Origin of the sequence: Muriicola jejuensis (assembly GCF_010671595.1) — a bacterium.
GTDB lineage: Bacteria > Bacteroidota > Bacteroidia > Flavobacteriales > Flavobacteriaceae > Muriicola > Muriicola jejuensis.
Map to the genome: position 1 here is coordinate 1,703,337 of NZ_JAABOP010000001.1, position 21,288 is coordinate 1,724,624.

A 21,288-nucleotide genomic window follows, 5' to 3' on the forward strand; every position below is an offset into this window, starting at 1 on the left:
GGTTACTGACCTAAAGATAAAAGAAAATCCAGATGCCTCAGGATAATTTACTTTGAAAATCGCTGCATCTTCTCACGGATCTCCTTCAGGCAGAGGTTCCCCAGGCTGCCCAGGTGGGTGTGCACAGCGGCTTTCGGAGATTGAAATTCGCCTTTTTCTACAAGGAGAGCAACTTGTTTATAGGCATCGCGAAAGGGTATGCCCTTTTTTACAAGCTCATTGAGGGCGTCTACTGTGAACAGGAGGTCGTACTTCGGATCGTCCAAAATATCTTTCTTCACTTCAATCTTACTCAGGCTGAAGGCCATGATATCCAGACAGGCCTTTAACTCCTGAATGGCCGGGATCATGCTGTTCTTCGTCAGTTGCAAATCCCTGTGGTACCCGCTGGGCAGGTTGGTTAGGAGCATGGACAACTCATTGGGAAGTGCCTGGATGACATTGCATTTGGCACGGACCAGCTCAAACACGTCCGGATTCTTCTTATGTGGCATAATGCTGCTGCCGGTAGTAAGGTCGTCGGGAAAGGAAATAAAATTAAAGTTCTGGCTCATGTACAGGCAAACGTCCATAGCGAGCTTAGACAGGGTACCCCCAAGAGAGGCCATGGCTCTTGCCGTACTAACTTCCACCTTCCCTCTCCCCATTTGTGCGGCCACCACATTGTATTTGAGCGTGCTAAATCCGAGTTCGCTTGTGGTCATAGCCCTGTCTATGGGAAAGGAACTCCCATAGCCCGCAGCACTTCCCAGGGGGTTCTGATCGGCTATGTCTGCAGCGGCCCTGAGCAGGATCATATCATCTACCAGGCTCTCGGCATAGGCAGAGAACCACAGCCCGAAAGAGGAAGGCATGGCCACCTGCAGGTGTGTGTATCCAGGCAATAGTACTTTATGATGGGTCTCGGCCAGCCCGATAAGCAGGTCAAACAGATCCAGGACCTGGCGTTTCAGGGTTTTTATTTCTTCTTTGATGTACAGTTGAATGGCTACCAGCACCTGGTCATTCCTGGAGCGGGCGGTGTGTATCTTCTTTCCAGTATCTCCCAGTTTTTGAATGAGCAGGTATTCGATCTTGGAGTGCATGTCCTCAAAATCATCTTCAATTGTGAAGGTCCCAGCCTCGATCGTAAGGGCAATGGCATCCAGTTCCGCCAGGATGGACTCACCCTCTTCCTTCTCAAGCAGCCCGATCGACTGTAGCATACGGCAATGTGCCTTGGAGGCAATTACATCGTATTTGGCCAGCAACAGATCGAGTTCCCGGTCATTTCCCACTGTAAATCGATCGATCTTCTGATCTGTTTTCAATCCTTTTTCCCATAATTTCATAAGAAGCTGGTCTTTAAGGTTTAGGGATCTTTGCGAACAAAAACCCATGGAGTAATTTGATGTAAAGGGATATCCCTTCCTCGATCTCAGAGACAAAAATGTACTCATCCGCACTGTGCGATCGCCTGCTGTCACCCGGTCCCATTTTAAGGGAGGGGCAACTGAGCGCAGCCTGATCAGAAAGGGTCGGTGAACCGTAGGTCTCCCGCCCCAAAGCGATGCCGCTTTGTACCAGAAGGTGATCCTTAGGAATGGAGGATGAATTCAAGTGAAGTGACCTCGGCTTTAATTTGCAAGGTGCCTGTTCCTGAAGTATTTCCACCACCTCCTGGTTCGTATACCGGTCATTTACCCGAACATCAATGACCAGGTTCACCCCGGCAGGGACTACGTTATGCTGACTTCCCCCTTGGATCTGGGTCACCGTGAGTTTAACCTCCCCCAGGACTTCGGAGACTTTCGGGAATTTGAAATCCCGGAACCATTCCAGGACCTCTATGCAGTTATAGAGGGCATTGTCTGTATTGGGATGCGCGGCATGTGAAGGGGTCCCGCTGACCTCGGCATCGAAGACCACCAGCCCTTTTTCTGCGATGGCCAGTTGCATCAGGGTGGGTTCACCTACTATAGCGACATCAATAGGAGGCAGTATCTCCAGCATGGAATTCAGGCCATTGGGCCCCGAACTCTCCTCTTCAGCCGAGGCAACCATAATGAGGTTATGGCTTAGTCCTTCCTTTTCGTAGAAATAGGTAAAAGTGGCGATCAGAGATACCAGTGCCCCCCCGGCATCATTGCTTCCAAGACCGAATAATTTTCCGTCCTCCACGGAAGGCTGGAAAGGATTCCTGGTATAGGCTGTATTGGGGCGGACCGTGTCGTGGTGAGAATTCAGGAGCAGGGTGGGCTTGTTCTTGTCAAAGAACTTGTTGAAAGCATACACGTTGTTCTCCTGCCGTTTGTGGGGAATACCCCTTTCTATGAACCATCCTTCGAGAAGCAGGGCCGTATGGTTCTCTTCCGAAGAGAAGGAAGGCGTTGCGATCAGCTTTTTCAGCAACTCTATGGCGTCTTTTGTGAGTGAGGAGATCTCTTGCTTCATAGGGTAAGGGTTGTATAGGCTGATGGATTTGGTCGGAGCATGCCGATATTTCCCACACAGACCTTGTGTACCGAATGGTCGAGGGCGTGGAAGCAGTTTTCCAGTTTGGGGAGCATCCCCTCACCTATGGTTTTTTCCCGTATCAGGCTGTAGTAAGATTGCTTGTTGATATGGGGGATCACGGAAAGGTCATTTCCGATATCAGAGAGCACTCCCGCTTTTTCAAAGCAATAGTATAGAGTGGTCCGATAATCCCTGCTGAGGGCGATGGCAAGCTCGGATGCGATGGTATCTGCGTTGGTATTCAGCATTTGTCCGCCTTTATCGCAGCTAAGGGCGCAGAAAACAGGTACCAGGCCGATTTCCAGAAAGGTACGCAGGGCATCTGTATGAATAGAAACGATGTCGCCCACGAAGCCAAAATCAATGGGTACTACCGGTCTTTTCACAGCCCGGATGATCCCTGCATCCGCACCGCTAAGACCGATGGCATTGCATTCCATGGCCTGCAGTTCACTGACGATGGACTTGTTAATGAGCCCGGCATACACCATGATGGCCACCTCCAGGCTCCCTTTGTCCGTGATGCGTCTTCCATTGACCATGGTCGTACGTATCCCGAGTCTTTCCCCGAGGCGGGTTGCCTCTTTCCCCCCTCCGTGGACGAGGATCTTGGGGCCTTCTACCTTGTGGAAGAGTCTCAGGAAACGAGTGAGCTCCCCTTTGTTCTCGATGACGTTGCCACCGATCTTGATGACGGATAAAGCGGGTTTCATAGGGATTCCAATATTTTCATCAGTGCGACCTGGGCCGCAAAGGTCCGGTTGTTGGCCTGTTCTATGACCAGAGAATTGCTGCTGTCCAGTACAGCGTCTTCGACAATCACGTTTCGCCTAACAGGGAGACAGTGCATAAAATAGGCCTTTCCCAATTTTTCGCGGGTGATCATCCAGTGGGGGTCATCAGATAAAACGGCTCCATAGGGCCTGCTGGCACTCCAGTTCTTGACATATACAAAATCAGCGTCCTTCAGGGCCTCATTCTGGTCGTGGAAAACGGGAATATCCCTGACTATTTCGGGATTGAGCTCATAGCCCTTTGGATGGGTGATGGAAAAGTCGAACTGAGGGTTGTTCTTCATGATCCCCGCAAAGGAGTTGGGCACTGCCTGGGGCAGGGCCCTGGGATGGGGTGCCCAGGAAAGCACCACCTTGGGCCTGGTCGTTTGTTGATATTCTGTGATGGTGATGAGGTCTGCCAGGGCTTGCAGGGGATGGCCGGTGGCGCTTTCCAGGTTCAGGATGGGGATGGTGGCGTACTTTTTAAAACCGTGGAGAACCTGTTCCGCTTCATCTTTTTCGCGGTCTTTCAGGGAAGCGAATGCCCGTACCCCCAGGACATCGCAGTACTGTGAAATGACCCGGGCTGCCTCCCTGATATGTTCGGCCTTGCCCTGGTCCATGATGGTGCCGTCCTCGAATTCCAGAGCCCAGCCCTCATTGCCGATATTCATGGTCATACAGTGCATTCCCAGGTGGTAGGCCGCTCTCTGTGTGCTGAGTCGGGTCCGGAGGCTGTTGTTGAAGAACAGAAGTCCCAGTACCTTGCCCTTTCCTTTCTTTTCGAATTTAAAAGGTTCTTTTTTGCATTCTGCCGCAAGGGATAACCAGGATGCGGTTGAATCTATATCGTCTACATGGAGAAAGTGCTTCATGCCAGTTCCCTTTTTAATGCATTAAAAAATTGATCCAGGTGATCCTTGCTCACATTCAGGGCAGGGAGGATACGCAGAACGCTTTTGTCCTTGGCGCTTCCTGTAAAGATATGTTGTTTGGTGATCAGTCTTTTTCTCAAAGAGGCCACCTCAAAGCCGAATTCCAGCCCGAGCATAAGCCCCCTGCCTTTCACCCGTTTTACTTCAGGAATCCTGGCAGCGCATGCTGCAAAATAGGATCCTAATTCCTCAGCGTTCTTCATGAGCTGTTCTTTTTCCAGGACTTCCAGTACGGCCAGGGTGGCAGCACAGGCCAGATGGTTGCCCCCGAAGGTGGTCCCCAGCAAGCCGTGGGATGCCTTGAATTTCGGATGGATCAGGATGCCACCCACAGGAAACCCATTTCCCATCCCTTTGGCCATGGAAATGATGTCGGGTTCAATACCGTGGTGCTGAAAGGCGAAGAATTTCCCGCTCCGCCCGAAACCCGACTGTACCTCATCGGCGATAAGGACCACATCGTGTTCCCTGCAAAGCCGGGATATTTCCCTGTAAAAAGCAGTCGATGGCTCATCGAGTCCGCCTACGCCCTGTATGGCCTCCAGGATAACGGCGCACACATCCCCCTTCGCCATTTCTGCCTCCAGGGCGGTGGCGTCTTCAAAAGGGAGGAAGGTGACCTGTTGCTGGCGGTTGATCGGGGCGTTGATTCCGGGGTTATCGGTCGTTGCCACCGCAGCGGAAGTACGTCCGTGAAAGCTGTTGTGAAAAGCGATGACCCTGCTTCTTCCCGTGTGAAAGGAGGCGAGTTTCAGGGCATTTTCATTGGCCTCGGCTCCGGAATTACAAAGGAATAGTCGGTACTCATCACATCCTGAAAGGTAACCTAGCTTCTCCATTAGCTGCTGCTGCAAGGGATTCTGGACTGCGTTGCTGTAGAAGGCGATCCTGTCGAGCTGTTCCTTGATGCGACTCACATAATGGGGATGGCCGTGGCCTATGGAGATCACCGCGTGCCCCCCATACAGGTCGAGGTACTCCACTCCTTGGTCGTCCGTCAGGATTAGTCCTTTGGCGGAGACGGGTGTTATATCGTAAAGGGGGTAAACGTCGAACAATTCCATGCTACCCTTTTCTTATTTGGGTGATCTTCTCAAAAGAGGCGACAATCCCCCGGATCAGGGAGGAACTGAGCCCCTGGTGTTCCATCTCATTGAGACCTTCAATGGTACAGCCCATAGGCGTGGTCACCCGGTCGATTTCTTCCTCAGGATGGTTGCCCGATTCGATAAGCAGGGAGGCAGCCCCATTGCAGGTGTGCATGGCCAGTTCCTGTGCCTCCTTGGCATCAAATCCGAGCTGAATGGCTCCCTGGGTGGTCGCCCGGATCAACCGCATCCAGAAGGCGATGCCACTGGCACATATTACCGTTGCGGCCTGCATCTGGGATTCCGGGATCTCCATGGAATGACCCATGCGATTAAAGATCGCCTTGGCGAGTTCAATGCGTTTGGCTCCCATGGCATTGCTGCAGATACAGGTCATGGAACGGCCCACGGAAATGGCCGTATTGGGCATGCTCCTGATAATATAGGCCTCTTTCCCTATAACGGACTCTATCTTCTGTATGCTGAAACCCGTGATGGTGGATATGACCACGTGCTTATCGGTCAACAGGTCCTTTACCCCGTGGAGGATGGCTTCAAAGTGCCCCGGCTGTACGGCAAAGATGAGGATGTCGGACTCCCTGACGGCCCTTGCATTATCCGAGGTGACGGTCACGTTGCCGTATTTTTCGTATTCCCTGATCGACTCAGTATGCCTTTTGGTCAGGAACATGGTGGTGGCCCCGTTGCTGTGGAGAATGCCCTTGGCTATGGAAATCCCCAGGTTGCCTGCTCCTATGATCGCTATTTTCATATGTATATTTTCGAGTTAGGTTGTGTTAGTGTACGATCGACTTAAGCCTCAGTCCTGCCTCTTCGTCAAGACCGAACATGAGGTTCATATTTTGCACCGCCTGTCCGCTGGCGCCTTTGAGCAAATTATCAATAGCAGAGCTGATCAGTAGCATTCCCTCGTGAAGGTGCAGGTGCAAATGGCATTGATTGGTATTGATCACGGGTTTCAAAGAGATTGGCTCCGGTGAGACCTGTGCAAAGGGGGCCTGGGCATAGTAATCGCCATAGAGGGCATAAGCTTCCTCCAGGGACCCTTTGAAATGCGTGTAGGCAGTTGCCCAGATTCCCCGGGTAAAATCCCCCCGGTTTGGGACGAACCACAGCTTGCCTTTGCGGGATTGTTTGTAAGCGAGGCTCTCATTGATCTCGTTGAGGTGCTGGTGGGTAAATGCCTTGTAATGAGACATGTTATTTTCCCGCCAGCTGAAATGGGTAGTAGGTGAGAGGCTGACCCCCGCACCGGTAGATCCCGTGGTGGCATTTACATGGACCTCATCGCCGAGCAACTGCGCGGCTGCCAGAGGGAGCAATGCCAATTGTATAGCCGTGGCAAAGCAGCCGGGATTGGCAATATTGCCTGCATTTTTGATCTCTTCCCTGTAAAGTTCGGGCAGCCCGTACACAAAATTCCTTCCCTGGAAGGCACTGTCTTTTTTCAGGCGAAAATCACTGCTGAGATCGATGATCCTGGTCTTTTCAAAAAAGGGATGCTCCTGCAGGAATTTACGGGAATTCCCGTGGCCCAGGCAGAGGAACACCACATCGGTGTCCGGGTCTGCCTTATCCGTAAATTCCAGCGTGGTCACTCCGAGCAGGTCTGTATGTGTGGTTGAGACCCTGGTTCCTGCCCTTGTGGTGCTGTAGATAAAATTGATCTCGACCTGCGGATGGTGGAGCAAAAGCCTGATAAGCTCTCCCCCCGTATATCCGGATCCTCCTATGATACCTGCTTTAATCATGGGTTGTGTTTATCTGGTTAGCGATCTTGCCGGGATTAGACAGGATCTTGATGAACCCCTTGGCATCTTCGGCCGTCCAGGCACGGTTCATTTCGCCATAACTGCCGAATTTGGCAGCCATCAGGTCAAAATCCGACCGGATTCCGTTGAGGGTAAATCGATAGGGGTGGAGGGTGACAAACACCTCACCGCTCACATGGCGCTGTGTATCTTTCAGGAAGGCTTCTATATTCCTCATTACCTCGTCCAGATAATTTCCTTCGTGCAGGAGCATCCCGTAAAAATTCCCGAGTTGTTCTTTCTGGAATTGCTGCCATTTGCTGAGGGTGTGTTTCTCCAAAAGGTGATGGGCCTTCAGGATAATCAGGGGTGCTGCCGCCTCAAACCCCACGCGTCCTTTGATCCCGATGATGGTGTCTCCCACGTGTATGTCCCTTCCAATGGCATAGGCAGAGGCCATGGCCTCCAGTTTCCGGATGTTGTCTACTGGATCACCTGCCTGTCCGTTTATCGCTTTCAGTTCCCCCCGGTCGAAGGTAAGGGTGACATCTTCAGGTTTTTCCTTCTTTAATGGACTGGGGAATGCTTCATCGGGGAGTCCCTTCCCCGAGGTGAGGGTCTCGGCCCCTCCTACTGAAGTACCCCACAGGCCTTTGTTGATAGAATATTTGGCCTTTTCCCAGGAATAATCTACTCCGTTTTCCCTGAGGTAGGTGATCTCCTCTTCCCTTGATAATTGCTGGTCCCGGATAGGGGTGATGATCTCGATCTCGGGCGAGGCGATCTGAAAGATCATATCAAACCTAACCTGGTCGTTGCCGGCCCCCGTACTACCGTGGGCGATGGCATGCGCTCCGATCTTTCGGGCGTATGCGGAGATCTCCATGGCCTGGACGATGCGCTCGGCACTTACGCTGAGCGGATATGTATTGTTCCTCAGTACATTGCCGAAGATCAGGTATTTCACCACCTTTTCGTAAAAGCTTTGGACGGCGTCAATAGCATTGTATGAATGTGCACCTAACTCCAAAGCACGTTTTTTGATATCCTCAAGCTCATCTTCAGAGAAACCTCCGGTATTGACGCTGACAGCGTGGACTTCGTACCCCAGTTCCTTTGACAGGTACATGGCACAGTAAGAGGTATCCAGGCCACCGGAATAGGCGAGTACCAATTTTTTCTTTTTCGTATTCTCAGTTTTCATATCAGGCTTTCTTCTTTTTGAGCAAGAGCTGTTCTTTAATGCTTTTCAAACGCTGAAAGGTCTTGCTGTTCACTTTTCTTTTGTCGTGATTAGAACTGGCCGGATCGTACAACATCCCTGTACAGAGACACATTTTTCTCTCGGTCCGCGTAAGGATGTCAAAATTCTTGCAGGTCTGGCAACCCTTCCAGAATTCCGGATCGTCCGTGAGTTCTGAAAACGTGACGGGTTTATACCCCAGTTCGTAATTCATCTTCATCACGGCCAGCCCCGTAGTGATCCCAAAGATCTTTGCTTCCGGGAATTTTTTACGGGAGAGGTCAAAGATGGCTTTCTTGATTTTCTTCGCAAGGCCCTGATTCCGGTAATCGGGATGGACGATCAGCCCCGAATTGGCTACAAACTTCTGGTGCCCCCATACCTCAATATAGCAGAAGCCCGCAAAACGGTCCCCGTCCAGAGCGATGACGGCATTGCCATTCACGAGTCTCTTGATAATGTACTCGGGGGTTCTTTTAGCGATACCTGTTCCCCTGATCTTGGCAGATTCCGAGATGGTCTCACTGATGAGGGTCGCGTATTTAATATGGGATTCGTTAGCAATTACAATATCCATTGCTGTTAAAATTAGTCGAAAAATGTAAAAAGCTTGAAGGTCGTTGCGGAAATGGACTCACCTATTTCCATGAGAGAAGTACACCCTTACGGGCGACGGCGAGAAGGCACAAAATTTCTCAATGCGCAGGAAGCAGAGAGAATAAAAAATATGTGTTCTTTCAATTTCATCGTTTTCAAATGTACAAATTAAATTGAAAGTGCCTTATTTACTGCCTAATTTTTGGGAATTAGCCAAATAAAGCTGCGATGTTTGAACAATTCGTAGACCAGGAAGGCATATACCGACAAATATTCAACGACCAGGAAGCCCATGGATTCCACTACTTCCGGATCCGTCCTGTAGGCTGAATAACTCAGGATGAGGGTTGCAGACCAGATCAGGGGGAACCTGAAATCAGTGAACAGGCACAATACCACCAAGGAAATGATGTACCAGGGGTGTACCGTAGGGCTCATAAAGAAATAAAGGGTAAGGATGAGCAACATGGAAAGCGCAAGATCCTGGGGGGATCTGTTCCCACGCAGAAAAGAAAGGAGGCCTACCCAGGCGATCACGAGAAAGGGAAATATCTTCCCGTAGGTCTTGATCAACTCCCAGGGCTTCAGGTCCATGGTACTTCCAAGGTGTTTTACCACATTATAAATACTGGCATTGAATTCAAAGTTCGAGAACCAGAGCGACAGGGTGGCCAGGTAGTTCCCTGAAAATTGTGGGTGGTAGAAAGGAAGGGCGGTAAGGGCGACCCCCAGGATGACCAATATGTTGAACATCAACCCCTTTTTCAACCCAAAGGTTTTGAAGAACAAGGGGAGGAACATCAGGGGTATTAGCTTTACGGAAATAGAGAGGGACAGGACAAGGGCCGCAGGCACCCATTTTCCGGAGTGGATCAGGTAGAGTGCACAGAGAAGGAAGCACAACATCACTCCCTCGAAGTGCACATTCCCACCCAGTTCGATAATGACCAGGGGATTGAGAAAATACCAGAAGATCAGATGAGGCGATCTATTGAAGAGTTTTAATAGTTTCCGGCCAAAATAGAAGATTCCCACATCTGCCAGCAGGAGGATCGATCTCATCGCAATAAGGGACCCCAGTACTTTTCCTCCGCCCAGCCATACCGATACCGCATACAGAAGCTGACTCAGAGGGGGGTAGTTGCTGAAATTTGCCGCACTCAAAGGCCCCATGCCCCTCAGGAGGGAATCTCCCATGGGTATCAGGGCACCTGAAGATTCCATAAGTCCATCCGGGGTATAGAGGTATGGGTTCTCCCCTATCAGGACCAGGTGTCCGTCCCAGAGGAACCTGTAGAAGTCCTGGGAGAGGTTGGGGATAGAAAACAACAACACTATGCGAAAGAGCAATCCCAGGACCAGGAGCAACCGGAAATTCCACTTCTCAAACTGTATCAGTTTGTAGCACAGGAAGAACAAGGCTGCATAGAGTACACATAGTTTTGTGAATTCTGACCTTAGCAGATGGTACCCGAAGGCGTAGTACAGCAAACCGCAAAGCAGGGCTATCAGGAGGGAGACCCTATGGAGATTCCAGTACCTAAGTAAGGCGTTAGACATGCTTTAAAGGGGGTAGTTGGCCCTTGCAAATAACACAAAAAAAAGAGGAATACCTATAAAAAAACAAAGAGCCTCTATCTGCTGACAGAGACTCCTCATCTTCTATTAATTGGAGGCTAATTAAAGTTTTTGGCTTCCTTAGGCCTTTGCCGTTAAGGATTTAAAGAACACAAATCCAAAGCCTAGGAAAAGCATGAAATGGAATGGGAACAACCCAAAATCATTCAGCGGAATCGCACTGTACATCCCAAACAGGAAATATACCATCAGGCCAAATTCGAGGATCATGTTCGGAGATAGTTTTGTGGCAAGATATTTATTTCCTTTCCAGCTGTCCGTAAGGCTGTTGATATTGAATTTCGGCGTACGTACAAATTCGCTTCGCTTGCCCATATGGCCTTCCAGAACAGCCACGGTGTTGTGAAGGGAAAAGCCCAGGGCCACTGAGAAAAAGGTAAAGAACAGCTTGATATAGTCTATGAAATTATCAAAACTGCTGCCTTGTATACTCTTATAGGTGAACCAGTAACAAATGAACAGGATGATCGTGGATACGATGAAAAAGCTGGTGGCCTCGAAGATCCATCCTAAATGCCCGTACATGTTCTTGATGTATAACATAGGGATGCTGAGGATCGCAACGAGGAACACAAAAAGGAACATGGAACTGTTGAGCAGGTGCATCACCCCGTGGAACTTGGTCTTAAAAGGAATGTTCTTGGCGGTGATGACGTTGAGCACGGTCTTTCTGAAGTTCTCGGCTCCTCCCTTGTTCCATCGGAACTGCTGAGAACGGGCCGCACTGATCACCACCGGAAGTTCAGCAGGGGTCTCCACATCCTCCAGGTATTTGAATTTCCAGTTCTTGAGCTGTGCCCTGTAGCTGAGGTCGAGGTCCTCTGTAAGGGTATCACCTTCCCAGTTACCTGCGTCCAGGATACATTCTTTTCTCCAGATACCAGCGGTACCGTTAAAGTTGATAAAGTGCCCTTTGGCATTTCGGCCAACCTGTTCCAGGGTGAAATGGGCATCGAGGGCGAAGGCCTGGATGCGTGTCAGGATGGAATAATCCCGGTTGATGTGTCCCCATCGGGTCTGCACCACTCCGATCTCTTCGTCCTTGAAATAGATAACGGTCTTCTTCAACCAGTCGGAATCCGGGAGGAAATCAGCGTCAAAGATGGCTATAAAATCTCCTTTTGCCATCTTCAGCCCTTCTTTCAGGGCCCCGGCCTTGAACCCCTGGCGGTTCTCCCTCCGGATGTGTTTGATGTCGAGTCCGCTCTCCTGCAATTCTGCTACGCGCTTAGCGGTCTGATGAACGGAATCATCGGTAGAGTCGTCCAGCACCTGTATCTCCAGCTTGCTTTTCGGATAGGCGATCTTCGCGATATTGTCGAGCAGGCGCTCCACGACGTATTCTTCGTTGTAGATGGGAAGTTGAATGGTGACCGAAGGAATCTCCTTGGGGTCCATGAGGTTGAACTTCGGGGCCTCGTCCTGTGTTTTCTTGAATCCGAGGTAATTCAGCAACAGGTTCAGCTGTGCAAGGCTGTAGAAGAAGATCAGTACCAGCGCAAGGCTGTAAATTCCGATAATAATGTAAGCGATTGTTAAACCCATTTTATTTTATGCTGTATTTAAATATCCAACCCAGGATTTTTATGCCGGCAAATATAGTACCTTTTACAGTACCAGACACTTTTGAGATGCCAATTCTTTTCTTGTAACGCACTGGTACTTCGGTATATGCTATCCTCTTTTTCAGTGCTTTCAATTGCATTTCCACCGTCCAGCCATAGGTCTTGTCCTCCATCTCCAGGGCCAGTAAGGCCTTATATCGAATGGCTCTGAAAGGGCCGAGATCCGTGAACTTCGAACCGTATATCACTCTCATCAAGAACGTGGCCAATCCATTTCCAAACCTCTGCTGGGGCGTCATGGAACCCTTTTCCCGCAATGCGCCGGTCCTGGCTCCGATCACAAAATCCACATCTCCTTCCAGGATCGGTCTGATCACTTTGTGGAGGTCCTCCGGATAGTCCGAATAATCCCCGTCCATAAATACGACGATGGTGGGTGTTTTGGATCGATTTTGCAAATAATTAATTCCCTTGAGGCAGGCGTACCCATATCCCATATTTTCCTCCAGGAGAACCGTGGCACCTGCGGCTTTGGCTTCAGCTGCTGTCTGGTCAGTGGAGTTGTTGTTCACCACGATGATCTCGGAGACCACATCCGGTATTTCCCCGACCACCTTGCCTATGGAATTTCCCTCGTTAAAGGCGGGTATGATGACAACGATCTCTTCCATTAAGTTTTGTTAAGGGATTTGAGGGATGCGGATAAGCTCATTTCTTTCATTTTTCCTTGACCAGCCGGATCAGATCCACATCGTTTCCCAGGAGGATCTCGGTAGGGTTGATCCTTCCCTTCACGGGTCCGTTCTCAAGTTTTAATACGCCTCTCGGGCAGACGGCCGCACAGACGCCGCAGCCCACACAACTGGCCCGGATGATGTTCTCACCTTTCTGGGCATAGGCCCTCACGTCTATTCCCTGTTCGCAATAGGTGGAGCAGTTCCCGCAGGAAATGCACTGCCCACCGTTGGTGGTGATCCTGAACCGCGATTTGAAACGCTGTACCAGTCCGAGGTAGGCCGCCAGCGGGCAGCCAAAGCGGCACCATACCCTGTTGCCGAAGATGGGGTAGAATCCGGTCCCAATGACCCCGGCAAAGATAGATCCGATTAGCAGGCTGTAGGTGTTTTGCACCCCGGATGTTTTGATCCCCAGAACGGTCCCCGTATCTGAGAAAAAACTGTAGAGGGTCATCAGGGTCATGCCCACGGCAAAGACCAGTACCCCGTGCACGATCCACCGTTCTATCCTCCAGGAGAGCAGCGTCTTGCTCGAATGCTGGCGGTAGGGATCCCCCAGGGTCTCCGCCAGGCCTCCGCAGCCACAGACCCAGGAGCAGTACCAGCGCTTGCCGAAAAAGTAGACCATCACTGGTACGACTATCAAGGTAAGGGCTATCCCCCAGACCAGGATAAAAATACCAATCCCTCCGCTGTTGATCAGGGAGCGAAGGTTCCACTGAAAAAAGAAGTCGTAATCGAGGGGGAAGGCGTTTTTAAAATCGTAATAGGGCATTTGCAGACGGACCATGATCTCGGGTATCAGAAAGGCGAACACGATCTGAAAGAAGAGCACGGAAGTGGTCCGGATCATCTGGTAGCGGTTGTGCCTGTATTTGATGTACATCCTTACCCCCATGACTACCATGACGGTGCAGTACATAAAGCCGTAGACAAACCAGTGCCCGGCAGGGTTACCGCTCAGAGTTTCGCTTATGGGATCTACCAGGAAGGTCCAGTTCACGGCGTATTGCGGCCTGAAGTACAGGACGAGGTAAAAGGCGATGAGGTAGAAAAAGACCACCCAGGCGATCCAGCCGCGATTGGTGGCATTGCGGTGGTAGATCCCATTGTTCTTTATCCCTTTACTTCCCAGCAAAACCACATTGGGGAGGATGAACATCAGGGCGCCCAGGATGCCCAGGCCAAAGGTGGCCCACCACATCAGGCCCTTGTTCTCCGCAATAAATCCAGTACCGGCCTGCTTTCCGATCTCGGCGGCCATATCCGTTGCCTTGGTGTAGATCACCTTATCGTACTCCTTGTTCTTCCGATGGATGGTATTGACTTCGTTCAGGGCCTCGGCCACCACAGGGGAAAGTTCCTGCATCCCCTGAAAGGTTTTGCCGGCGACCTCCTGCTGTAAGGCCTCTGCAAAGAGTTCGCTCTTGGTACCTCTGGCTTGTGACCATTTTTCCAGGTCGGAAGAAGTCAGGGAGAAGGTCCCGAGAAGGGGAAGGGCGGAAAAGACCGCCAGACCGATCAGGAATAGTACAAGCCCTGTTTGCTTTAAAGTCTTCATGGATCCTAGCTTGAAGGTTGATTCAGGATTCTCATCCAGCTTTTTCTCTTTGGGATGATCTGCGTACCCATCGTCTTGTTGTAATGAGATATGATGTCCTTTTCGTACGGTCTGTAAAATTCAGGATCGAAATTGGCATCTTTCAGGTGTTCCATGACGTAGTCGACGGACCGCTCTTCACTCAGCCATCGATCCAGTACATGGTGCCGCATCCGGATCCCAAAGGTGTTGATCCCGAGAAACTTTCGGTCAGAGGTGCGAAAAGCTGCGGTGATACAGATCTTTTCCTCAGGATGCCGCCAGTGGAAATGCATTTCATCCTCGCCCCGGGAACGCTCGCTCTTCACCCATCCATAGGTCTGATACTCTATATCCAGGAATTTGGCGGAGTTAAACCAATGCCCCGGGTTGTACGGCCTTCTTTTACCACAAATAGTATAAGCGACCGTTTCGCCCATCATCCTGCCGGTATACCATACCGCCTCCACCGACCTTCTTTCCCCTATCGGATGTTCCTGTTCTGCACAATCGCCTATGGCGTAGACGTTCGCTATATTGGTCTCAAGATGCCGATTGACAAGGACCCCTTTGTTCAGAGCTATTCCCGAGCCTTTGAGAAAATCGATGTTAGGGGTAACCCCTGCGGTAAGCCCCACGAGATTACAGGGTATGGTCTCTCCCTTGTCTGTGACCACCGCCCGTGCCCTGCCATTCGCATCGGAAAGGATCTCTGCGAGGTTGGTACCAAGGCGCAGGTCAATATGGTGCTCCCGTATGTGTTCGTTGATCATCTGGGATTCCCCTTCAGGTAATACCCCATTCCAGAAACTGCTTTCCCTTACCAGGAAGGTGACTGGTATTTCCCGGCTCCTGAGCATCTCGGCCAGTTCGATGCCGATAAGTCCTCCTCCCACGATCACTGCCCTGTGGCAGGCCTCCTTGTCCGGGGCGTCTGCCTCCAGTTGTTCCAGTTCCTGTTTGGAATAAAGCCCCTGAACTCCCTTCAGATGCTGTCCGGGCCACCCGAACCTGTTCGGTTTGGAACCGGTGGCGATGATAAGCTTATCGTATGTAATGGGTTTTCCCTTTTTCAGGAGGAGTTCTTTCCTTTTAGGGTTCACCTTTTCCACGCGGTCATGGACCAGTTCGATCCTGTTCTTCTTCCAGAACCAGTTCTCGTAGGGCTGGGTGTGTTCGAACTTCATATGCCCCATATAGACATACATCAGGGCCGTCCGGGAAAAGAAGTACTCGCTTTCTGCAGAAATCACAACGATGCGCCTGTCTGACAATTTCCGTATGTGCCTGGCAGCCGTGATCCCGGAAATACCGTTCCCGATGATGGCTATCGTCTCTGTGGACATGCTTGGATTTTAACGTTCAGTCGGATTAAAGATAAGAACTTAACAGCCCCTCAATATCCGTGGGCTCTAAAAATTTGTAGCTTTGGGAGGAATCAGACTTTCATCTATGAGAAATATTTGTCTGCTATGGCTGGTGTTGCTGCAAATTTCCTGTAGCAGTCAATTCGTAGGCAAGATCAACGGGATAAGTTTTGTGGCCTCCAGGGACAGGGCGACAGAGGCACACATCGCCCCTGTGAAAAACATCCATGCCGGACATGCTGCAGTGATGCCTTTCGGCTTTATCCGGGAGGTGAATTCACCAGATATCATTTTTGATACGGACCGGCAATGGTACGGGGAGACCCGGATGGGGGCCAAGCAGTACATTGAACTCCTCCACAGGAACGGAATCCGCGTCATGGTGAAACCCCAGATCTGGATATGGAGAGGGGTCTTTACCGGAGAACTCCAAATGGATTCGGAAGAAAACTGGAAGCAACTCGAGAAGAGCTATGAAGACTTTATACTGACCTATGCCAGCCTGGCCGAGGAGACGGGAGCAGAGATCTTTTGTATAGGTACCGAACTCGAGCGGTTCGTAGACCAGCGTCCTGCATTCTGGACCGGGTTGATCCGGAAGATACGGGAGAGGTACAAGGGGAAACTGACCTATGCCGCTAACTGGGATGAATACGGACGCACCCCTTTTTGGGCATCCCTGGACTATATCGGGATCGATGCCTATTTTCCTCTGTCAGAATCGAAGACCCCCACGGTCGAAGAGCTCAAAGAGGGATGGAGACCCTGGAAGGATAAGATCGCGGCCCTGTCTGAGCAATTAGACCGCCCCGTACTCTTCACGGAATTCGGGTACAGAAGCATGGATTACACCGCGAAAAAACCATGGTTGATGGACAGGGATGAGGGACCCGTGAACCTCGAAGGGCAGGTGAATGCCAAAAAGGCCATTTTCGAGTCCTTTTGGGATGAGAAGTGGTTTGCAGGGGGATTTGTCTGGAAATGGTTTATAAACCACGACAGGTCTGGAGGCCCCCAGGACAATCGATTTACCCCTCAGAATAAACCTGCGCAGGAAGTGATCAGCACCTTCTTTAAACTCTACCGCTGACCTCTACCGGACCTGTCTGATATGCCGGGTGTAATAGGCGTACAACACTTCGGGACCTTTTCCTCTGAAATACAAATAATGGATACATGCGAAATGGTACTGCAGCCTGAACCTTCCGTTCAGGCGATACTTCCTGGCTGAAGTTAGCAGGTCGAACGGGAGTACCCTGAAGTTCGCCTTGCGGTAGATCCGCCCCACAAACTCATTGTCTTCGTATACCCGGTACGCTTCGTTAAAGCCTCCCAGGGAATCAAAGAGGGAACGGGAGATAAAAAGGGACTGGTCCCCTCCGCGGCAGATCTGGAAATTAAAGCGGGAAAACCAGGCAAAGAATCCCAGGAAGAGGCTTTGGCTGTCAAATTTCAAACGAAAACAGCCGGCATCGGTATCCTTTTCCACCGCCTGCTGTATCAGTTCGTCAAAGTTTTCGGGAGGGAAACTGTCTGCGTGCAGGAAATACAGTATCCTTCCTCGGGCCTCCCCGGCCCCTGCATTCATCTGCAGGGCCCTTCCTTTATTAGAAGAGATAGCTTTAGCGCCAAGGGAAAGGGCGAGTTCAGCGGAGGTGTCGGAACTGCCCCCGTCCACAACGATGATCTCAAGTAGATCCGCTTCCTTTGCGCGATTCCTGAGGAAAGGGATAAGTATTTTCAGGTTCTCCTCTTCATTGAGAACCGGGATGATGATGCTTATTTGGGGAGAACTACTTTTTTTCATTCAGATCCCAGTCATATGGAAGATAGGAGATTCGTGCGGTCTCCCTGATCTTAGTCTTTGTGAATGGCTGTATATAGGCCACCAGGCTCCTCTTCTGCATGAAATCCCCTCTGTACCACTTGAAGATAGCAGAGAGCTGCAGATCATCTTCCGAGACGCGGTTCTTGCTTGGGTCGTTGATGAAATCCATGGCCGCCTGTTGCAATTCCAATTCCATTCCTGAGGCGGTAAAGGCCCGGTTCCTGAGTTTGGGGCAGGACACGGAAGCGCAGTTGATCGCGAAATGTATCCTGGCCTCATTCATTTTGCGCAGGATGCCATGCTCAATTTTACTGAGGGAGATTTTATCTCCTGCGAGGCGGATCCGTCTTTGCCCCCAGGGATTCTCAATGTCTTTTATGCTATTCAGAGGATAGTTTTCAAGGATCAAATGAACCGTGGCGGCGTTGTAAAGGTTGATGTAAAAAGCCAGGGCTTCATACCGGGAGGCCTCAGAATCTGGTTTGTGGTTGCCCAGGTAATCCAGATAGGCTTCAAGGTCCGATTTCCGTTCCAGAAAGGCCTTATAGTCCACGTCGCCAACCTCGGTTACATGCTCCTGCAACATTTTATCCCAGGCCGAGTGGTCGAGTACCTGAGGATCATCGCCCTTTTTTGAGGTCTGAGCAGGAGCCGATATCCAGCATAACAGGAAAAAAAGAAGGGAGTACCGCATAGGCTTCGTTTTAGCAGCACCCACCCCCGTCGTAATGCCAGGTGCTTTCACTGATGTGGATCTCGTCGGAAAGTTCTGCGAGGGCTGCTGCCGTTTTATCACATACGGCCAGAGGCTGGTTCTGTAACAGGACATGACCTTTCGTATCGTCAAAATAGGGTTCGCCCCCAAAATAGATGGCCGTTTTACCGGTGAATACACAAGGTCCGTCATCCGGCATGGGGTCTTTGATAGCCGCGATCTCTATGGATTCGATATGGATCAACTCTTCAGTAGGATAATGATTGGGAGATAACACCCTGTAGGATTTCCTCGCCCTGATCTCTATGGTCCCAAATCCGGCATCGGTAAGGACCTTTACGTACTCCTTGATCGGAATACTCCCGCTGAGGCATTGGGCCCTGAGACGGTCGTCGTTGCGCAGGGCATCATTCATGGGTTGTTCGCAGACCGGATCGCTCATCACCAGTCGCCCCCTGGGTTTGAGCACGCGATACATTTCGGCCACGGCCTTTTTAAGATCTTCGGTCTTAAAGATATTGAACAGGCAATTCTGAGCGGCCACATCCACACTTTCCGACTCTATGGGAAGGTTAAGTGCATCCCCTTTCAGGAGGTTGACAAATTCGCTTTTGAACCATGAATTCTCTTTCTCAGCGATCCTGAAATTTTTCTTGCAGGCCTCTAACATCTCATCTACCACATCCACTCCGGTCACCCCACCGACCTGCCTGGAGAAATAGGCAAATTGAAGGAGTTCCATTCCCCCGCCGACTCCCACATACAGCACCTTAGGTTCATTGACCAGGTCAGAAGCTGAAACCGTGCTCCCGCAACCGTAGTTCATTTCCTGCATGACGACAGGAATTGACAGGCCGGGGAGTTGCCATACCGGGTTAGTGGTGCAGCAAAGGCCCACATCAGGGGTGAGGGCTGCTTGTTTGTACAGGTCGTTTGTCGCCTCTAGATAACTCATAACATGGATATTAATTCGGTGAATAAAGTGATCATTTTTGGTTCTGCCTTACCGGCGACTTCCAGGATCTCTGAAACGTTGACGGGCTCCAGGTTATCCGGATCGCATTCGTCCGTTAGGACAGATACCGCTACGACAGGTAGTCGTAAATGGTTGGCAATAATTACTTCGGGTACCGTACTCATTCCCACAGCATCCGCTCCCAGGATCTTCAGCATCCGATATTCGGCTTTGGTCTCCAGCTGAGGACCCACTACGGCCGCATACACGCCTTTTTGCAGGGAGATCCCGTGTTCGGTGGCTATTTGTTCCACTTTCCTGCGCATATCAGGATCGTAAGGTTCGCTCATATCCACGAACCGGTCACCGAATTCCGCCACATTCTTAAAGGCGAGCGGAGACCCTCCCTGCAGGTTGATGTGGTCTTCCACCAGCATGATGTCACCCTTCCGGAATTGGAGGTTGATGGCGCCTGCCGCGTTGGAGATAAACAGTCTTTTTATACCCAATTGCCGCATGACCCGGATGGGGTAGGTGACATCTGTGAATTCGTAACCCTCGTATAAGTGGAAACGGCCTTGCATGACCACTACCTTTTTTCCCTTCAGTGTTCCGAAGACCAGTTTGCCCGAATGGAATTCCACCGTGGCCAGCGGAAAAAAAGGAATATGGTGGTAATGGGCCACTACGGGATTCTTTATTTCATCCACCAGCTTGCCGAGCCCGGTACCCAGTACGATCCCGACCTCGGGCTGGTCAAATCCTTTAGACCTCAGGTATTGGGTGGATTCATCGAGTTGTTTCTGTGTCATATCTTGTCTTTTATAAAGGGCAGAAATGCCGGATTGTCCAAAATATCCTCCAATACGTCTACGTCGTTCTTGGGAGGCAGGAGTATGCAGGCCTCTTCCTTGAGGTCGGCCAGGGTTTGTTCCAGTACCCTGGAAGAGCCCCAGGCCTTGTTTTCAAATAGTTCAGATTTAAAGTGCTTCATCCCCAAAAGGTAATACCCCCCATCCTGGGCCGGACCGAGGACGTAATCCGACTTTTTAAGAGCCTCAAAGGCCTTGTTCAGGTCTTCCGTATTCAGGTCGAACAGGTCACTCCCTATGATGATGATGTTCTTATATCCGTCCGAAAAGCCGTTTTTAAAGGCCCTCGCCATGCGCTGGCCGAGATCTGCTCCTTCCTGCACGTGCTTTGAATAGACCTCCTCGTCCCAAAGGTCGTTTACTCCCATCGAATCGGAGTAATACACCCTTTTATCTGCGTTTAACGGGGTTGTAACCGCTACAGTATGCCTGAGTAAGAAAAGATAGATTTCCAGGGCGGCTTCATCCCCAACCGAGGCTGCCAGTCGGGTCTTGCATTTTCCGGGTACGGGGTTCCGCGTGAAAATGATCAGGAGATCCTTATTCTTTGCCTTCATCCTCTTTCTGATCTTCCGGTCCGTAGACCTTTTCCCCTTTGTTCAACAACATTCCCCAGAAGCGGTTGTAGGCATGTACTTTTTGGGTGACGTTCCCATCCCTGTCTACCACCGGATTCCCTTCCTCCACCCATTTGAAAATCCCTCCGGAGAGGTTTCTCACATCTGTATATCCCCTATTGAGGAGCTTTCTGCCGATCTTACCCGATCGGATCCCCACGGAACAATACACCACGTAAGTAGCCTTTTTGTCTGGATAGGTTGAGGTAAATTTTTCTGCATCGAAATCCTCGTAACCGATAAACAGTGCATCAGGGAGGTGACTCACCTCGAATTCTTCCAATTCCCGGGCATCGAGGCGTATAAAAGCAGGGTTCACCTTTACTTCGGTTACGGAAACCAGGGGTACCTCATCCCCGGACAATTTCTCCATGACCTTCTCCAATGTTCGCTGCGCCATAGTCGTGGTTAGGGTGAGTATGAATCCGATGATCAGGCAGGTCTTGCGCATAGGACAAAGATAGGACTTTGGGCAGGATCCGAAAACAATCCTCCCGGAGGTGGAAAT

General features: G+C 50.7%; 21 protein-coding genes. 1 reads left to right on the forward strand and 20 read right to left on the reverse strand.

What is annotated here, in order from left to right:
* Nucleotides 1-47 precede the first annotated feature (47 nt).
* From argH to GWK09_RS07575, 14 genes are all read right to left on the reverse strand, one after another.
* Entirely contained in the window at nucleotides 48-1,331 is a 1,284-nt protein-coding gene (argH, locus tag GWK09_RS07510; protein ID WP_163692368.1) for an argininosuccinate lyase, read from the reverse strand.
* A gap of 13 nt (nucleotides 1,332-1,344) precedes the next feature.
* Nucleotides 1,345-2,433 (reverse strand): M20 family metallo-hydrolase, encoded by a 1,089-nt coding sequence (locus tag GWK09_RS07515; protein WP_163692369.1) that lies wholly within the window; start codon nucleotides 2,431-2,433, stop codon nucleotides 1,345-1,347.
* Nucleotides 2,430-3,209 carry an acetylglutamate kinase gene (gene argB, locus GWK09_RS07520; RefSeq protein ID WP_163692370.1) on the reverse strand — a complete coding sequence of 260 codons (780 nt, stop codon included), beginning with the start codon at nucleotides 3,207-3,209 and terminating at the stop codon, nucleotides 2,430-2,432. The genes GWK09_RS07515 and argB overlap by 4 nt, the downstream gene beginning before the upstream one ends.
* Entirely contained in the window at nucleotides 3,206-4,147 is a 942-nt protein-coding gene (locus tag GWK09_RS07525; protein ID WP_163692371.1) for an N-acetylornithine carbamoyltransferase, read from the reverse strand. The genes argB and GWK09_RS07525 overlap by 4 nt, the downstream gene beginning before the upstream one ends.
* A complete protein-coding gene (locus tag GWK09_RS07530) occupies nucleotides 4,144-5,271 on the reverse strand; it encodes an aspartate aminotransferase family protein (RefSeq protein WP_163692372.1) in 1,128 nt (375 codons plus the stop codon). Before GWK09_RS07530 ends, GWK09_RS07525 begins: the two co-directional genes overlap by 4 nt.
* Before the next feature lies 1 nt (nucleotide 5,272).
* Nucleotides 5,273-6,067 carry a pyrroline-5-carboxylate reductase gene (gene proC / locus GWK09_RS07535; RefSeq protein ID WP_163692373.1) on the reverse strand — a complete coding sequence of 265 codons (795 nt, stop codon included), beginning with the start codon at nucleotides 6,065-6,067 and terminating at the stop codon, nucleotides 5,273-5,275.
* Nucleotides 6,068-6,092: 25 nt separating this feature from the next.
* The gene (gene argC, locus GWK09_RS07540; protein WP_163692374.1) at nucleotides 6,093-7,067 is read right to left on the reverse strand and encodes an N-acetyl-gamma-glutamyl-phosphate reductase; all 975 of its coding nucleotides are present in this window, start codon (nucleotides 7,065-7,067) and stop codon (nucleotides 6,093-6,095) included.
* Nucleotides 7,060-8,271, reverse strand: coding sequence for an argininosuccinate synthase (locus GWK09_RS07545; RefSeq protein ID WP_163692375.1), 1,212 nt, complete (start codon nucleotides 8,269-8,271; stop codon nucleotides 7,060-7,062). Before GWK09_RS07545 ends, argC begins: the two co-directional genes overlap by 8 nt.
* A gap of 1 nt (nucleotide 8,272) precedes the next feature.
* The gene (locus tag GWK09_RS07550; protein ID WP_163692376.1) at nucleotides 8,273-8,887 is read right to left on the reverse strand and encodes a GNAT family N-acetyltransferase; all 615 of its coding nucleotides are present in this window, start codon (nucleotides 8,885-8,887) and stop codon (nucleotides 8,273-8,275) included.
* A 215-nt stretch (nucleotides 8,888-9,102) separates the two neighbouring features.
* The gene (locus tag GWK09_RS07555; RefSeq protein WP_163692377.1) at nucleotides 9,103-10,467 is read right to left on the reverse strand and encodes a mannosyltransferase; all 1,365 of its coding nucleotides are present in this window, start codon (nucleotides 10,465-10,467) and stop codon (nucleotides 9,103-9,105) included.
* Between the two features lie 138 nt (nucleotides 10,468-10,605).
* On the reverse strand, nucleotides 10,606-12,090 hold the full coding sequence (locus GWK09_RS07560) for a cellulose synthase family protein (RefSeq protein WP_163692378.1): 1,485 nt from the start codon (nucleotides 12,088-12,090) through the stop codon (nucleotides 10,606-10,608).
* 1 nt (nucleotide 12,091) lies between these two features.
* Entirely contained in the window at nucleotides 12,092-12,781 is a 690-nt protein-coding gene (locus GWK09_RS07565; protein ID WP_163692379.1) for a glycosyltransferase family 2 protein, read from the reverse strand.
* Nucleotides 12,782-12,827: 46 nt separating this feature from the next.
* Complete coding sequence (locus tag GWK09_RS07570; protein ID WP_163692380.1) at nucleotides 12,828-14,408, reverse strand: 4Fe-4S binding protein; 1,581 nt, start codon at nucleotides 14,406-14,408, stop codon at nucleotides 12,828-12,830.
* Nucleotides 14,409-14,413: 5 nt separating this feature from the next.
* Nucleotides 14,414-15,772, reverse strand: coding sequence for an NAD(P)/FAD-dependent oxidoreductase (locus GWK09_RS07575; RefSeq protein WP_163692381.1), 1,359 nt, complete (start codon nucleotides 15,770-15,772; stop codon nucleotides 14,414-14,416).
* A gap of 106 nt (nucleotides 15,773-15,878) precedes the next feature.
* Between GWK09_RS07575 and GWK09_RS07580 the strand changes: the two genes are divergently transcribed.
* On the forward strand, nucleotides 15,879-16,883 hold the full coding sequence (locus GWK09_RS07580) for a glycoside hydrolase family 113 (RefSeq protein ID WP_163692382.1): 1,005 nt from the start codon (nucleotides 15,879-15,881) through the stop codon (nucleotides 16,881-16,883).
* Nucleotides 16,884-16,886: 3 nt separating this feature from the next.
* On the opposite strand, the gene GWK09_RS07585 is transcribed toward GWK09_RS07580, so the two are convergent.
* Genes GWK09_RS07585 through GWK09_RS07610 form a run of 6 tightly spaced genes read right to left on the reverse strand, consistent with a single transcriptional unit; the run spans nucleotide 16,887 to nucleotide 21,231 of the window.
* The gene (locus GWK09_RS07585; protein WP_163692383.1) at nucleotides 16,887-17,600 is read right to left on the reverse strand and encodes a TIGR04283 family arsenosugar biosynthesis glycosyltransferase; all 714 of its coding nucleotides are present in this window, start codon (nucleotides 17,598-17,600) and stop codon (nucleotides 16,887-16,889) included.
* The gene (locus GWK09_RS07590; RefSeq protein ID WP_163692384.1) at nucleotides 17,587-18,315 is read right to left on the reverse strand and encodes a DUF547 domain-containing protein; all 729 of its coding nucleotides are present in this window, start codon (nucleotides 18,313-18,315) and stop codon (nucleotides 17,587-17,589) included. The genes GWK09_RS07585 and GWK09_RS07590 overlap by 14 nt, the downstream gene beginning before the upstream one ends.
* A 10-nt stretch (nucleotides 18,316-18,325) precedes the next feature.
* Nucleotides 18,326-19,291 (reverse strand): arsenosugar biosynthesis arsenite methyltransferase ArsM, encoded by a 966-nt coding sequence (gene arsM, locus GWK09_RS07595; protein WP_163692385.1) that lies wholly within the window; start codon nucleotides 19,289-19,291, stop codon nucleotides 18,326-18,328.
* Nucleotides 19,288-20,103 (reverse strand): purine-nucleoside phosphorylase, encoded by an 816-nt coding sequence (locus tag GWK09_RS07600; RefSeq protein ID WP_163692386.1) that lies wholly within the window; start codon nucleotides 20,101-20,103, stop codon nucleotides 19,288-19,290. The genes arsM and GWK09_RS07600 overlap by 4 nt, the downstream gene beginning before the upstream one ends.
* The gene (locus tag GWK09_RS07605) at nucleotides 20,100-20,720 is read right to left on the reverse strand and encodes a TIGR04282 family arsenosugar biosynthesis glycosyltransferase (protein WP_163692387.1); all 621 of its coding nucleotides are present in this window, start codon (nucleotides 20,718-20,720) and stop codon (nucleotides 20,100-20,102) included. Before GWK09_RS07605 ends, GWK09_RS07600 begins: the two co-directional genes overlap by 4 nt.
* The gene (locus tag GWK09_RS07610; protein ID WP_163692388.1) at nucleotides 20,704-21,231 is read right to left on the reverse strand and encodes a rhodanese-like domain-containing protein; all 528 of its coding nucleotides are present in this window, start codon (nucleotides 21,229-21,231) and stop codon (nucleotides 20,704-20,706) included. Before GWK09_RS07610 ends, GWK09_RS07605 begins: the two co-directional genes overlap by 17 nt.
* Between the last annotated feature and the right edge of the window lie 57 nt (nucleotides 21,232-21,288).

What these genes read in the sequence shown, in the direction of transcription:
- GWK09_RS07565 (WP_163692379.1), bottom strand. Translation starts at nt 12,781, where the DNA reads ATGGAAGAGATCGTTGTCATCATACCCGCCTTTAACGAGGGAAATTCC.
- GWK09_RS07560 (WP_163692378.1), bottom strand. Translation starts at nt 12,090, where the DNA reads ATGGGTTTAACAATCGCTTACATTATTATCGGAATTTACAGCCTTGCG.
- argC (WP_163692374.1), bottom strand. Translation starts at nt 7,067, where the DNA reads ATGATTAAAGCAGGTATCATAGGAGGATCCGGATATACGGGGGGAGAG.
- GWK09_RS07590 (WP_163692384.1), bottom strand. Translation starts at nt 18,315, where the DNA reads ATGCGGTACTCCCTTCTTTTTTTCCTGTTATGCTGGATATCGGCTCCT.
- GWK09_RS07530 (WP_163692372.1), bottom strand. Translation starts at nt 5,271, where the DNA reads ATGGAATTGTTCGACGTTTACCCCCTTTACGATATAACACCCGTCTCC.
- GWK09_RS07550 (WP_163692376.1), bottom strand. Translation starts at nt 8,887, where the DNA reads ATGGATATTGTAATTGCTAACGAATCCCATATTAAATACGCGACCCTC.
- GWK09_RS07570 (WP_163692380.1), bottom strand. Translation starts at nt 14,408, where the DNA reads ATGAAGACTTTAAAGCAAACAGGGCTTGTACTATTCCTGATCGGTCTG.
- GWK09_RS07555 (WP_163692377.1), bottom strand. Translation starts at nt 10,467, where the DNA reads ATGTCTAACGCCTTACTTAGGTACTGGAATCTCCATAGGGTCTCCCTC.
- GWK09_RS07515 (WP_163692369.1), bottom strand. Translation starts at nt 2,433, where the DNA reads ATGAAGCAAGAGATCTCCTCACTCACAAAAGACGCCATAGAGTTGCTG.
- GWK09_RS07575 (WP_163692381.1), bottom strand. Translation starts at nt 15,772, where the DNA reads ATGTCCACAGAGACGATAGCCATCATCGGGAACGGTATTTCCGGGATC.
- GWK09_RS07580 (WP_163692382.1), top strand. Translation starts at nt 15,879, where the DNA reads ATGAGAAATATTTGTCTGCTATGGCTGGTGTTGCTGCAAATTTCCTGT.
- argH (WP_163692368.1), bottom strand. Translation starts at nt 1,331, where the DNA reads ATGAAATTATGGGAAAAAGGATTGAAAACAGATCAGAAGATCGATCGA.
- GWK09_RS07610 (WP_163692388.1), bottom strand. Translation starts at nt 21,231, where the DNA reads ATGCGCAAGACCTGCCTGATCATCGGATTCATACTCACCCTAACCACG.
- GWK09_RS07545 (WP_163692375.1), bottom strand. Translation starts at nt 8,271, where the DNA reads ATGAAAACTGAGAATACGAAAAAGAAAAAATTGGTACTCGCCTATTCC.
- GWK09_RS07600 (WP_163692386.1), bottom strand. Translation starts at nt 20,103, where the DNA reads ATGACACAGAAACAACTCGATGAATCCACCCAATACCTGAGGTCTAAA.
- proC (WP_163692373.1), bottom strand. Translation starts at nt 6,067, where the DNA reads ATGAAAATAGCGATCATAGGAGCAGGCAACCTGGGGATTTCCATAGCC.
- GWK09_RS07605 (WP_163692387.1), bottom strand. Translation starts at nt 20,720, where the DNA reads ATGAAGGCAAAGAATAAGGATCTCCTGATCATTTTCACGCGGAACCCC.
- arsM (WP_163692385.1), bottom strand. Translation starts at nt 19,291, where the DNA reads ATGAGTTATCTAGAGGCGACAAACGACCTGTACAAACAAGCAGCCCTC.
- GWK09_RS07585 (WP_163692383.1), bottom strand. Translation starts at nt 17,600, where the DNA reads ATGAAAAAAAGTAGTTCTCCCCAAATAAGCATCATCATCCCGGTTCTC.
- GWK09_RS07525 (WP_163692371.1), bottom strand. Translation starts at nt 4,147, where the DNA reads ATGAAGCACTTTCTCCATGTAGACGATATAGATTCAACCGCATCCTGG.
- argB (WP_163692370.1), bottom strand. Translation starts at nt 3,209, where the DNA reads ATGAAACCCGCTTTATCCGTCATCAAGATCGGTGGCAACGTCATCGAG.